The 13,522-nt window shown below is 49.9% G+C and carries 10 protein-coding genes and 1 pseudogene; 4 read left to right on the top strand and 7 right to left on the bottom strand.

Going from position 1 to position 13,522, the window contains the following annotated elements:
- Window positions 1-87 precede the first annotated feature (87 nt).
- Together WFO64_RS22615 and WFO64_RS19440 are read left to right on the top strand one after the other, a co-directional pair.
- Window positions 88-938, top strand: a pseudogene (locus tag WFO64_RS22615) (transposase); the annotation flags it as partial.
- 668 nt (window positions 939-1,606) lie between these two features.
- Window positions 1,607-2,680: a RepB family plasmid replication initiator protein gene (locus tag WFO64_RS19440; protein ID WP_337013674.1), complete on the top strand. Its 1,074-nt coding sequence runs from the start codon at window positions 1,607-1,609 to the stop codon at window positions 2,678-2,680.
- Window positions 2,681-4,000: 1,320 nt separating this feature from the next.
- Here WFO64_RS19440 and WFO64_RS19435 read toward each other — a convergent pair.
- The 3 genes from WFO64_RS19435 to WFO64_RS19425 form a co-directional block, all read right to left on the bottom strand.
- Complete coding sequence (locus WFO64_RS19435; protein WP_337013673.1) at window positions 4,001-5,188, bottom strand: diguanylate phosphodiesterase; 1,188 nt, start codon at window positions 5,186-5,188, stop codon at window positions 4,001-4,003.
- A 335-nt stretch (window positions 5,189-5,523) separates the two neighbouring features.
- A complete protein-coding gene (locus WFO64_RS19430) occupies window positions 5,524-7,308 on the bottom strand; it encodes an EAL domain-containing protein (protein WP_337013672.1) in 1,785 nt (594 codons plus the stop codon).
- 503 nt (window positions 7,309-7,811) lie between these two features.
- A complete protein-coding gene (locus tag WFO64_RS19425) occupies window positions 7,812-8,036 on the bottom strand; it encodes a DUF3606 domain-containing protein (protein WP_337013671.1) in 225 nt (74 codons plus the stop codon).
- 369 nt (window positions 8,037-8,405) lie between these two features.
- Here WFO64_RS19425 and WFO64_RS19420 point away from each other — a divergent pair, with 369 nt between their 5' ends.
- Window positions 8,406-8,645 carry a transcriptional regulator gene (locus WFO64_RS19420; protein ID WP_337013670.1) on the top strand — a complete coding sequence of 80 codons (240 nt, stop codon included), beginning with the start codon at window positions 8,406-8,408 and terminating at the stop codon, window positions 8,643-8,645.
- A gap of 525 nt (window positions 8,646-9,170) precedes the next feature.
- On the opposite strand, the gene WFO64_RS19415 is transcribed toward WFO64_RS19420, so the two are convergent.
- From WFO64_RS19415 to WFO64_RS19405, 3 genes are all read right to left on the bottom strand, one after another.
- On the bottom strand, window positions 9,171-9,935 hold the full coding sequence (locus WFO64_RS19415; RefSeq protein WP_337013669.1) for a MerR family transcriptional regulator: 765 nt from the start codon (window positions 9,933-9,935) through the stop codon (window positions 9,171-9,173).
- A 199-nt stretch (window positions 9,936-10,134) separates the two neighbouring features.
- On the bottom strand, window positions 10,135-10,344 hold the full coding sequence (locus WFO64_RS19410) for a CsbD family protein (RefSeq protein ID WP_010256969.1): 210 nt from the start codon (window positions 10,342-10,344) through the stop codon (window positions 10,135-10,137).
- 174 nt (window positions 10,345-10,518) lie between these two features.
- The gene (locus tag WFO64_RS19405; RefSeq protein WP_337013668.1) at window positions 10,519-11,736 is read right to left on the bottom strand and encodes a diguanylate phosphodiesterase; all 1,218 of its coding nucleotides are present in this window, start codon (window positions 11,734-11,736) and stop codon (window positions 10,519-10,521) included.
- A 961-nt stretch (window positions 11,737-12,697) separates the two neighbouring features.
- On the opposite strand from WFO64_RS19405, the gene WFO64_RS19400 reads away from it, so the two are divergent.
- The gene (locus WFO64_RS19400; RefSeq protein WP_337013667.1) at window positions 12,698-12,931 is read left to right on the top strand and encodes a DNA polymerase V subunit; all 234 of its coding nucleotides are present in this window, start codon (window positions 12,698-12,700) and stop codon (window positions 12,929-12,931) included.
- 66 nt (window positions 12,932-12,997) lie between these two features.
- On the opposite strand, the gene WFO64_RS19395 is transcribed toward WFO64_RS19400, so the two are convergent.
- Window positions 12,998-13,327 carry a hypothetical protein gene (locus WFO64_RS19395; protein ID WP_337013666.1) on the bottom strand — a complete coding sequence of 110 codons (330 nt, stop codon included), beginning with the start codon at window positions 13,325-13,327 and terminating at the stop codon, window positions 12,998-13,000.
- Between the last annotated feature and the right edge of the window lie 195 nt (window positions 13,328-13,522).

Raw genomic sequence — 13,522 nt, 5'->3', positions numbered from 1 at the left:
CATAAAAAACATTTAACACCGACTTAAAAGATTAATTTTACCCTTTCGTTTATGGGATGTTTAATATCAGGCCAATAATCAGGGGATATGCATCCTCTACGCCCCGCTAAACTGTTCTTCACCGTTAATAATGGCTGGAACCTGTTCCCCGAAAATTTCGGTGACAGCGTCAGCTCCTGGACCCTTCTCTGCATCGAGCGCATGCTCGCTTTCAGCGCCTGCGCCATGAGCGTTCGCCGCTACTGCTGCGCCTCGCCGGACTGTACCCCCTCCCGCTTCTTCTGCCAGAGCTGCAAGTCAAAAGCCTGCAGCTCATGCGGTATGCAAGCTACTGAACCGTGGATTACCGAATAGCAGCACATCACGGCCGACAGCGACTGGCAGCACATCATCCTGACTATGCCCATCTGCTTTTACCGTTATTCAACGACAACTGGCCGCTGCTCAACGCGCTGCTCCGGGCCGCCACCCGAGCGATACTTCGCCTGCTCGCAAACAGGGTATCAAGGTCAACATTGTCTGCGTTCCGCACATTTATGGCCGTCAGCTCAATCAGCATCCGTATGTTCATGTCTCGGTCAGCCGCGGCGGGCCCGACATTAAACATCGCATCTGGCGTGCACTGTTCTTTAAAAAAGGCGATGGCTAGAAATCTGGCGAGGAGTCGTCATCCTGCTGTTGCGTCACCGCTATGAGATGAAAAACCCCGGCCGTCTGCCGGGGCGGGAGCATATTCACGATGAGTGTTTTTGGCGGTGTTATCTGAAGGCCCAGTATGGTCGTTATTTAAAACGTCCGCCGGTGTTTGCATAAAACTGCGGCATTACAGCAGTGGTGGCGAGATGCCTCTCTATTACGATCGTTGAACACATCAGCACCTGCAACAGACGTTAACGCCAGAGGAGATGATCAGGCGCGATATCAGTCCTGTCCCGGCAAACACAACTTCAGGGCAGGTTTCTAAAACCAGTAACATTTGTAACTCTGCCATTTTCTCATGTTTTTTTTTATCCACGTTATTCACAGGCCAGATCCAATTGGTCGATCCTCAATAGATCAAACTGAGATCCCTAACAGATCCCAGCAGTGCCTGAAGCCTTGCGACACAAGGTGTGAAAGGGGGTTGATAACCACTGTAGCGAGAAAAATAACCACTATAGGAAGCATAACAACCACTATAGCGAGAAATTTAACCGCGCTGGCGAGTAGTCAATAACCACTGTAGCGAGTAAAGACCCTTTTATCGTGTGCATAACCTTGATGAGGCTCAGTTATTGAAAATTTACTGACTGTATGCCATGAAGCAGGGCGATGAAGGGGGAGGGTAAGGCCGTTAATTGGCTCCGTTTTATCAAGTTATCCACTGAATAGATCTAATAACAGATCCTCATAAGATCTATATAAGTTCCAAAGAGATCCCTCCACAGTCTCAGGCCCTGATATGACTGGCTTAGGGGATGATCAGTAACCACTGTAGCGAGTAAAGTAACCACTGTATCGAGAGAAATAACCACTGTGGTAAGTAGATTAACCGCTGTAGCGAGTGTTAGTATCCACTGTATCGAGTAAAAGCGGCTTTCGCCTGTTCACATCACGGATCTTCCTAATGCAAAGAAAAGAACCAGATATCATGAACATAGCTGATGCATTTAGCGAAACAGACAAACGTACAGGTGAAGTTGTTACTCTTACGCCCAACAGTAACAACACCGTGCAGCCGGTGGCGTTGATGCGACTCGGCTTATTTGTTCCGACGCTTAAATCCACAGCGCGCAGTCAGAAAAACCAGATGAATGCCATGGATGTGACGCAGGATCTTAAACAGTTATCTCTGGTCAGGTCTGAAGGCTATGACAACATTAAGATTCTGGGTGCCCGTCTGGATATGGATAATGATTTTAAAACCTGGGTAGGGATCATTCGTGCATTTGCGACGCATGAGTGTCTGGGAGACACTGTAACGCTCTCTTTTGTAGAATTTGCAAAACTGTGTGGGATACCCTCTGTACGGCTCTCCTCGAAGCTCAGGAGCCGTCTGGATGCTTCACTGACCCGTATTGCCTCCAATACCCTGACGTTTACCAGCAAGGGGGGAGAGAACTACACTACGCATCTGGTGCAGTCTGCTAAATACAGCATTAAGAAGGACACGGTAACGCTGCAGGCCGATCCTAAGATCTTTGAGTTGTATCAGTTCGACAGAAAGGTGCTACTGCAGCTTAAAGCCATTAATGAGCTGGCACGCAAAGAGTCCGCTCAGGCACTCTACACCTTCATCGAAAGCCTTCCGCCGAAGCCTGCACCGATATCTATGGCTCGTCTGCGTGCAAGACTTAACCTGACATCGCGTGTGATCACCCAGAATGCCACCGTCAGAAAGGCCATGGAGCAATTAAAAGAGATTGGCTATCTGGACTACACCGAAACCCGTCGCGGCTCATCTGTCTACTTCTGGGTCCATTACCGCCATCCTAAGCTGCGCCCTGCCGAACTGCCGCTCAGTAAATCAGGCCTGATCGATGATGAGCTGGATGAGTTTGACGATCTTGATATCGATTCCAGCGTCATTGACGTCAGCCTGCCTGAACCGCTGATTGAAGAGGAGAGCAGTGAGCTGGTGATGGTTTCGCGTGAGGAAAAAGAGTTACTGAACAAAATCAGGAAGCAGAAGAAGCAGTGAGATGCTTTCCACAAACGCACTCCTCCGCTTTCACCCTTTTACCGGGCTATCCGGGCTGAAAGGCGGTAACCACTATAGCGAGTAACACTTCTCACTATAGTGGTTACCGCCTTTCAGGAATGTGCGAAAGTCCTGTCTGAATACGATTGATCGTAATAGTAATCTTTCCCCATTTGGCCGAGGCAAGAACAGAGACCGGTGCGGTATTTACTCTCTATAGTGGTTAGTCTCTGCCTGAAAGCCTGTCTTTGAAAACGTAAATGATAGAAAGAGATCCTGGCTTCACTCGCTATAGTGGTTATCTCACCTAATCCGGGCACTGAAAGTGCGTTAGCGTAAAGTCCTTCCGCGGAGGCTGCAGGAAAATCGGTGTTTTTACTTTACTCGCTATAGTGGTTATCTCGTTCAGAAGCGCGGTTAATCGTCTCCTTTTCTTCCACCCAGCGTAAAGCAGCACACGCTACAGTGGTTATCAGGTTATTTTATGGCTAAAGCGGTCAGTTAATGATCAGCTATCAACCTTCAGGAAAGAAATATTCTCGCTACAGTGGTCGTTAATTGGGAGCGGAAAGGTAGAGCTTACTCGCCATAGTGGTTGTTATTGGCTCGGGCCTGTGATCTCTACGGTGGTCATCCTTAATTAAGTGAGTACTTGCTATCATTTTATCCCATGACAGTAAAGGCGTTATCGTTAACGGGAAAAATGAACATGCCGATAGGCTGTTACTCGCTACAGCCGTTTAGCGATGTACTTTGCTTCAGGGTTTTAGCTATGGCACTTCATTTCATTCTACAGAGTGTATCTGCAAGGCCCTATATGAAGCGGTTTATACAATCAAGGGGCAGCGTTCATTGTTGAGAAGGGGCTCAGATACTTTACTCGCTACAGTGGTTATGGCAGAGGGAACCGTGGTCTGAATGCCTGATTACAGTAGGGATGCGCTTCAGCGCATTGAGAGAGAAGGCTTGATGCCCTATTTAACTATTCCGCTACTCGCTACAGTGGTTTCCGAAAACCATAAATAATGGCACTTTACTCGCTACAGTGGATATATGGGGACGTTTGACACTAAAAACCAGGGATCTGCCCCCCCCTGAGTTGCTCTCTAAATGAGTTAACAGGTAACTTTACTCGCTACAGTGGTTACCAGAAAGAGCTTAGCCATACTCTGTGTAACCAGAACAGGTTGGATGGGGATGGCGGGCGAGGGGGGTTGGATGGAGGGGGCCACTGGAGCCCTGAAATGACTCCGTAAAGCATCTGTGAAGAAAGCGGCCGCACTCTGGCGTACCGCTTTATCTGCGTTCGAACAGAGCGCGTTACATCGCCTCCCGGTATTCAGGCCAGGCGACGGAGTGTGCTTCATAACGGCCGGCAGCTGCGAACAGCGTGCCCTGGAAATTGATCACACCTGCAGCTTCCAGCCACATCCACTCTTCTGCCTGTACAATTCCCGCGGCGATGATGGTAATTTCCAGTGCTGAACAGCATTTGATAATTGCCTGAATCACCGCCTGCTTTGGCCCACTGCGATGGACGTCGCGGGTGATACCGGCATCAATACGAATCCGGTCAGGCTGGATGTGAGTCAGCAATGATAATCCAGCGGAGCCGTCACCAAAATTGTCGATCGACAGGCTGATTCCAACCGATTTTAGCGCACGTACGGCTTCAGAAAAGGCTTCCAGTTGCGAGAACACTGCGGTTTCACTCACGCCGATAACAACCTGCTCTGGCACCAGACCTGCCTGCTGAATGGCGGTAACAATGTGGTCGACGGCATCAGGTATAACCACCAGTGTCATAGGGAGCAGGCTAACGTAGAGCGTCATACCGTCCGGGCAGATCAGCCCGGCGTGTGCAAACGTCCTTTTCACTGTTTCAAGATCGCTCACATAAAGCTCATTGCCAGGGGACTCGCCAGACAGAGCAGGTCGCAGAGTGGTCGCCTCAATCGCTGTAACCTGACGAGCCAGTGGATCCACCACCGGGCGGAAGCTGACGCCTTCTGTCTCCGGACGTGAATCCGGCACATCATTGTGTTCAGAAATAAATTCCCAGTAACCTGGCGGCAGAACCTCGTAGTAATTCTCTTTCTCACGGGACTCTACAAACGTGCGCAGAAATTGCAGCGCACGATCATCATAGGTGAGGCGATATTTTGATGTCCCTTTATCCAGCACCGCCTGCAGCAGTGATGAGCGATCGTGTTCACGCAGGTCAAAGAGTGTCATACCCGCATTACCAAAGCGGCGGTAAGGTGCATAATCACGCATCAGTTCCACTACATTATGATGTCGCCTATCCGCACAGATTCGCTGATAGACCGTCTGAATGCCCGCCTCCGGCCCCTCAAGTAATTGAAAAAAATGGGTGCCGTTAAATAATAAGATGCCGGTCACGTCGTGAGCCGTATTTATTTTACTGGCGTTATTGACCATTTCTGGCAGGGTTCTGATGGGAAAGTCATCTGAAATATGGCTGCGATAAATTATGGTAGTCAGCATGTGCAGCTCCGATTTATATGATTGTTGCTGACACGCTAACATTGTTCAAAAAATGTTTCATCTTTCCTTATTCACCGTCGCACAGACTGCACAACCGCAGGTGGCAGTAAGCGAAGCGGTAAATTGCCGGGATCCGGTTTCGACAACCGTAACGGTAATAAATATGCCGAATCTCAGCAAACGAACTTATGCTTGCTGCCTAAAAACGCCGCCGTAATGACAGCCTCATCGTTGTAAAGCGATAAAAGTTATTCGATCAGCTAAGCTGAGACATAAGTACGATTATCAACGCGTACGCCGATGAATTTATCGGATGCGCCAGCATCCTTAGCTTGTTAATGACATTCGCTGCGCAGTTTCCAGTGAAGCCAATGATCTAATGCTTCTTCGTTCAACGGCTTGGAATAGAAATAGCCCTGAGCCTGATCGCAGCCATACTCTGTCAGAGATGTCACGGCATCCTGACACTCAACCCCTTCTGCCACCACGGTATAGTCCAGCTCTTTGAGCATGGCGATGATGCTGCGGGCAATAATGCGTGAAGCAGTATCAGAGGAAAGCTCACTAATCAGGGAGCGATCCAGCTTAATCACATCAAGCGGCATACGCCGCAGATAACTGATATTGTTGTAGCCGGAGCCGAAATCATCGAGTGAAATAGTGAACCCTCGCTCTCTGAGCATTTCCAGCCCGCGCAGGGCTGTCGGACTTTCGAGGATACGTTCGGTCTCCAGGCATTCGATTCCCAGCAGAGAGGTCCGAAGCTTAGATTTAACCATCTTACTTTCCAGCGCTGAAGCGAATCCCTCGCGCGCAAAGTCGCGAACGCTGACGTTTATCGTTAACGGCAACTGGATGCAGCTATTGCGCAACCGGCTGAGGCGTTCAACCGCCTTATCGATAATCCAGGCGGTCAGCACAGAGAGCAGATCGGTCTGCTCAGCCAGCGGGATGAAGGCACCCGGAGAAAGTTCACCCCGGCTGGGATGTTGCCAGCGGATAAGCGCTTCCAGACCCATCGGTTTACCACTTTGCAGGCAAATTTTCGGCTGATAGACCACATAAAGCCCGACGTTCTCACGTAATGCTGTTTTAAGATCGGTCATCAGCAGGAAATCTTCTGAACGCTGTGTTTCAGTCTCTGCGTCGAAGCGCTGAGAGGGTAACCCGCGCCCGACTGCTTCATGCAGCGCGCTGACCGCACGGCGTAACACTTCAGACGCTGGCATGCTGCCAGCAACAAAAGCCGCTTCACCGGTATGGGGAGTCAGCGCGACCGACAGCCCCTCATCCATGTCCGCACTGATACCTTCCAGACGACCGGCAACCCAGGCTGCACTCAGTCGGCTATCCGCCCGGGTGAGGATGGCAAACCGGCCCGTGGCCACGGTATAGATCATCTCCCCAACCGCCGGACGCAGGCGCAGTGGTAGCAGGGTAGCCATATCCTTCAGCAGGCTCTCAACCGGGCTCATTCCCATGGTACGGGCCAGTTCGTAAGCACGTGACATATCGATGCAATCAATTAAGACCAGACGGCGTGGAGTGGTATCGCCGGCCACCGCCAGATACTGCAAATCACGTATCAGGCGCTGACGGTTAGGCAGCCCGGTCACCGGATCGGTAAAACCCGCCGAGTGCCAGGCTTCAAGAAAGGACATGATCAATGTGGAGAGCAGCGTTAATGTCGTCACCTGATCACTGGCAAACGCATGCGGCTCGGTATCGGTAACACAAAGCGTTCCCAGAATAATGCCGTCGCGGGTTTTCAGTGGCACACCGACATAAAAGCGAATAAAGGGTGAGCCGGTGATCAGGGGATGTGTGACAAAACGCGCATCGTGATAAGTATCAGGGACGATCACGGCACTGTCGCTGTCAACCACATGGCGGCAGAGCGAGTCCGCACGCGTTGAGCGTTGCAGATCAAAATTGTGTGACGCCCGGACGGTCTGAAACTCATCATCCAGCACCGATATAAAACTGCCCGGAATACCCAGAGCCTGACTGGCTAACCGGACAAACTTCCGGAGAACCTCATCGCGACTTTCATCAGGGTCACGCAGCGCCTGTAAGGCACGGCTTCGGCGTTCGTTGTCGCCGTCTAAATTGTTTAGCATGTGTGTAGAACCCCCGCACCGGCTGATTACGGAGCGAAAAAAGGAAACTGTCCGGAGCGAAATGTGTTTCGGGCGACAGGAAATATGGCTTGATTTTTTATTTTCACCCGGATGATAAGGGAGTATGCAGCGGGTGTCTCTTAATATTTTCTTTAACGCATTAAAGGGAGGTTTACGATTCGAAAATTTAATCGAAGAACCGTCTGATTATCTTTATGTGTTCATTTTATATATGCAGGAGAGGGTTTTCAGTATTGATAATGTTTATTTTATGTCAGGAAATGAATAAGTATTCGGGATGAATAAAGCGTGTTTCTAAGAGAATTTTGCTGTGAAACAGGTCTGCTATCAGAGGCAGGGTCGCTAATCGTAACTGACTAAAAAATAAGGGAAATAGGGGGAGGGCGCAGGGCGGCAGATATGACCTGTCAGCGCGCCCCGGCTGATTCAGGTCAATCCACCGTAAGACTGGCCGTAACCCAGCGCCAGAGTCAGCCATCAACTTAACCTTTGATGCTGTCTGGAGACTGTATCGGACGACGTGGCGGCGGGTTTTGCTCCAGCCAGTCACGTACCTCTTCGGTTAGCGGCCCTCGCTCACGGATTGCGCGGGTCAGCCTTTCCTGTGTCGTCCTCAGTTCCTGGGTCCAGTAGGTGATCTGCCACTGTTCACGAATTTCCACATGCGACAGATCGTCGGGCGAGCGACGCTGGATAGGATTTTTCATTAATTATCCTCCTCTGGTTAGAATGATGCGCCTGAACAGGAGCCTCAGGCTAAGCATCTATCCTGATGAATAAATAGGCATTGAGGTAGCGGATTAATCCCTGAATGGTCCTTAAGGCAAATATCAGGATAATTCCTGGCAGGCGGAATAAAGCACTCTAAGGAAATAGAAAAGTTGCCGTCAGGACGAAATATGCCGCTTCGCTTATTAAAAAAATATGTACGATTTCTAAGCCTGGAATTTGACATTTATTTAAAATAGTCAATTATTCTCTGGTCTTTTGGCCCTGGCCGCTTTCAGAGCGTTGCGCTTTTATTGATCGCGAAGCTCTGTGCTTTTGCGTTTTCATCATGTTAAAGGAGTGTTTCTTTGGTTAATCGTCCCCCCCAGTCGCCTGTGATTGTTCAGAGTAACGTGCGTGAACTTCGTCTTGCCGCCGGGCTCTCACAGCAGAGTGCCGCTGAGCGTTTTGACCTTAGCCTGCGAGTCTGGCAAACCAAAGAAGCTGCAGGTAACCCGACATTATTAAGTCAGGGTGAATATGAGCTGCTGTTATTACTGGCTGGCTGTCATCCTCATTTCGTTCTTGCGCCACAGATCAAAAAATAGCGGCTGAGTTAATACCCTGGAATGTATTTCCTGTAGTAACCAGCTGTTTGTTTTAGCAAAAAATTCTATTTTCTAACCTGAAGACTGACCTCTATTTATGGGGATGATCGGAACAATGACACTGGTCAGATGAATTGTTGGATAAGCCTGTGCAGGCGATTATCACCAGGTCAGTACAACAATTTTCTGTTTCCTTTTGCTGGCTGATTCTGTTCTTTCACACCGCTTTAATCGTATCGATAAATTGTTCAGCCAGCTTACTGGCGACAGGTCGGTACCATCCGTACCTGCTTACGTTCTGCAGCGGGTTGAGGATAATCGCTATGCGCTAACCGTCGGCGCATCCGGCTGGAAAGAGCATAAACGAGAGAGTGAGCTAAATACTGGAGAGCGGGAAACCACGCGGAACCCTAATTGCAATCGGTGTTCTGCGCACTCTTGAACATCAGTCATTTGAACAGGGCGGAAACGAATCAGGCTGTTACCGCTTTTTTCATGACTGGCAGGGAAGAAGGTCAAGCGGGGTCAGGCGTTGGCAGTTATAAGGCTGATTTGCGACGGTAAGCCAGTATTCGTTCCGGTCAGCATGATCGGTTCTCCCGCCTCAAGACTGGAGAGAAATGCGGTTTTCATCGATTCACTGATACCATCACCACACCACATCAGATGATGCTCAAAGCGCTGGTTCGCCACGGCGGGAACGCCTGACGCAATGGCAGCAACTTCAACCCGAAAACCCTGACCATTAAGCCGTATTGCTTCCATCCAGATCTCTGTTTCATCCGTGACGCTGACAGCTTCAAGAAACAGCGGTACGGTGCTGCGTCGTCGGGCGGCCAGCGCCAGGCGCTTCCATTGTGCGACAACCGCAGTATGAAAGCGCTGCTGACGCAGAGCCGCACCTTCGCTGAGGTCAGTGCGCAGCCAGAGGTTGAGCGGTCGCAGGTAGCGATTAACATAATCATCGGCACAGTAATCGGTATTCATGATTTCCAGTTCGCGATCGACATCTGCGTCCGGATTATTCGACAGCAGTTGTAACATATCCTCCTCCCGGCAGGCCCAGCCGCCAGGGAGCGCCACGTGGGGCCAGTTCAGTACCGCATGGATGTCAAACAGCGTATGGCCTCCAGAGGTCATTTCACGTACATAGAGCGCGCGCGTGAGCTGACTATCTGAGTAGCCAGCAGGACCAGGCGGCGTTATCAGTCCGGCACGACGCCAGCGGCGCAGGGTTTCAGGAAGAACACCGACGAGACCACATACGGTGTCAGTAGAGTGCTGAGGCATAGATAATATCCGGACGGCTTTGAGACCCCACGATCAGGGAAGATTGACGCAGTATGCGCGCCGGGGATAAATAAAGAAACAATCATTTCCATAATCTCTCTCCGCATCAGGAACTAAGATGTCAGCAGATAGAGATGACTAAACAGGGAGGAGGCAGGGCAGGTGCCGGGCGCAGAGACACCCGGCGGTAAAGAAGAGGTTACCAGTGGTACTTATTGGAATCTTCCCACTCTTTCACTTCTTTTTCGGCACGATCTTTCTCGTAGCCATAGCGTTCCTGAATTTTACCGACCAGCTGATCACGTTTCCCTTCTACAACGGTCATATCATCATCCGTGAGATCGCCCCATTTTTCCTTGACCTTACCTTTGAACTGCTTCCAGTTACCGCCAATGCGATCTTCGTTCATGGTGAATCTCCCATTTCCGATTATTATCCAGGGACCTGATGAATATCTGTTTTGCCTGATGGCTGTCAGATGGATCAAGCATGGCACAGCTTTTGCTTTTTGCAGCGAAGCGGTGTGAGCCGCATCAAACTATGAGCAAAAGGGGAGGCAGAAAAAGGATAATCTCGGCTGTCATTATGCCGGGCGTCGGGCTGGCCAGCTCACTGCAGGCAAGGCGTTAAGGGCAGGGCGCGCAAACAGAAAGCCCTGGAAATAGTGTACCCCGGCACCTTCCAGCCAGAGCCACTCTTCAATTTTTTCAACGCCTTCGGCAATGACCGTAATTTCCAGCGCCTGGCAGCATTTAAGGATGGCTCTTACAATCGCCTGACGCGGGCCGCTGCGGTGGATATCGGTGATTAGCTTACGATCAATTTTAACTTTGTCGGGCTGGAAATCGGCTAACAGCGACAGGCCTGCGAAACCGGCACCAAAATCGTCTAGCGCCAGACTGATTCCGGCTGCTTTCAGTTGCTGTACAGCGAACTGAAATGCGTCAAAGCGCGAGATGATCTCGTCTTCGGTCACTTCAACCACCACCTGCTCCGGCCGTAAACCCTGCTGTCTTATCTGCTGGATGAGATGTTCAACGGCATCGTCTATCACCACCAGCGACATGGGCAGCAGGTTGACGGAGAGCGTCTGCTCCTGCAGTCCCAGATGGCTGGCAAGCTGGAAAGCGTAGGTTTTAGAGTGCAGATCGGCCTGATAGCGCTCAGTTTCATGCAGCTGTGAAAAATACTCGGCGGGTGATGCACCGCACTTGCCGCGTATCAGTGCTTCACAAGAAACGATCCGACGATTTGATGGATCCACAATAGGCTGTAGCGCAAATTCGCAGCGCTGCTCCGGTGCCGGTTGCCAGGATGGCTGAGTCGTGGAGGGGAGGGGGGGGTTCAGCGTCCACTGGCTGGCAGGGTCAATCCGGATAAACGTCTCTTTATCCCGTCCCTCGACGAATGAGCGCAGGAACTTTACTACCCGATCAGGTCGAATCCTTTCATCGTTCAGAGTGACCCGTTTAAGCAGAGCATCCACCACGCTGTGCTTCTCATAGTCACGCAAATCAAATAAGGCCATACCGGTATGGCCGAACCGACGTGCAGGGGCATAATCCCACATCAGTTCAATCACGTTAAAGTGCCGTTCATCCTGACTAATACGCTGAAAAACCGTGTGAACGTTGTTAACGTTACCTTCCAGCACCTGAAAAAAGTGCTGCCCGTCATAGAGCAGGATCCCGGTGACTTCAACCTCGGTATTCCTGATACTGGCGCGCTCCACCAGCGCCTTCAATCTCTCTGGTGAGACAGACTCCGCAAGCTGGCTACGGTAAATTAGAGTGGAGAGCATAAGTAGACTCACATGACAGGAAGTTACCAATTTAACATACCATACAAATATTGATGGTAAAGGGCACAACTGCGGTCAATATGGCTTTGTGCTTGCGGCATTAATCTGGCTATGGGTCCAGACGATACCTTATGATTTAAGAATCAGCACAACAGCTCGCTTTGCGACCATATTCTGGCGAAAAAATGAAGGGGAACGGAAAGTTCCCGGCATAGCGGGGGCGAACAGCGGATAGAATGCATTATTATAACGTTACGGCATCCCTTATAAGGCTCCGGTCAATCTGTCGTGCCTGGTTTTAACACGTTTTTTTTCTCTTTACCCTGTTTATGCTGGTGGGCTTTTTAAGCAGGTAAAAATTTTCTTCTCTGATATTTTAAGAATTGTCTTGATCGTCAAGCAGCTGTTTTGGACACCTTAGTAACGTCAGCTCAGCTAATGACATATCAGGATTAAAAATCCATGACTATTCCAGATACGCCTCCTTTCATTTCATCAACAGATTTGCCCGAAACGCCTGAATATGGGCTGTCTGCAGAGACAAGCAGGTGTCGACATCTGAGTTATCTGAAAAAGTGCCCCCTGTAAAAGGGGGCAAGGGTAGGAGTCAGATCACTTTGTAACAGAAGTGGATTTCGTTACAGAGCCATTTAAAGATAGGGCAAAACCGATGCTGATGCCGCTATGATTAACGATTTTTTTAGTTAGATATCAAACAATTAAAATACTAACAATATGTAATCATGTTTTTAATCAGTAGCTTAATCAGATATGAAAACGATTTCTAAGATTAGGATTAAAGTCCCGCTTTGCCTGCAGGTTCTATTAAAAGTGGCCGGGATTCAGGTGTCGCGCAGCAACCTGAACGAGGTTAAAAGAGCAGACTTGACCCCTTAAGGGAATGCTTATACTGTTTATACATACAGTTTTTTGAATCAGGCGCCGTTGTGAGGTTAATAACATGTCAAAGGATGATGAGGTCTGGACAGCATTCAGAGAGGCGATGAGGCGGGATGGCACAGGTCAGTGCACGGTGAGTACAAGGGATTTTGTGGCACAACTGGAACAACGCAACTCACCGCACACACTTCGGGCCGCGAACACCTGGATAGAAATGCATATCACGACTTTCAAAGATATCTCGCTGGAACCCGGGGATTGCCGCGTGTTCCAGGTTCCTGCTGTACGCGATTAAAACGTGCTACGGAGCCGCAGAGCAGAACAGCCTGCCCCTTGTCATAGGTTCAGGCTGAAGCAGGCATCAGAACCTGGACGTGTTTCGACGCATGTCAGATCGATCTTGAAATTTAGGATTCGCGGGATAGCTCTTTTCGCACGCCATGCGCGCCAGATTTAGTGCGACTTTGCGTTTTTTAAGCTTTAACTTTGGCAACCACTCTTTGAACTGTGCAGTCAGCGATGCCGCCTGCTGTTCGTTTGCGACACGACAGATAAACAGCTTACTCTTGGTCTGGCGACTAACATCAATAGCATAGATCTCAACGCCAGCGCTGCACACTTCATATTCAACATCTGTAAACTGCATGTGTGGCCAAAGACCGGTTCTGGTTTCAAATGTGGTTAAATCCATGATGACTACCTTTTTTTATTTTAAGCGTTATTGCGATCCAACAGACGAAAGCCTGGTCGGGCCAGTGAGCATAGACCAGATTCAGCATTCCGCCAGTGATCTCACTGATTTAATCTGGCCCTGCCGCAAATGGCTAAAATTTCAGGCAGGGACGCATGATCCGGCGGACAGCTCTCCACCGTCTTATCAGAGATT

It is taken from the genome of Pantoea sp. AS142 (assembly GCF_037152305.1).
In the GTDB taxonomy this organism is placed as follows: domain Bacteria; phylum Pseudomonadota; class Gammaproteobacteria; order Enterobacterales; family Enterobacteriaceae; genus Pantoea.
This window is presented reverse-complemented; position numbering and strand designations above follow the sequence as displayed.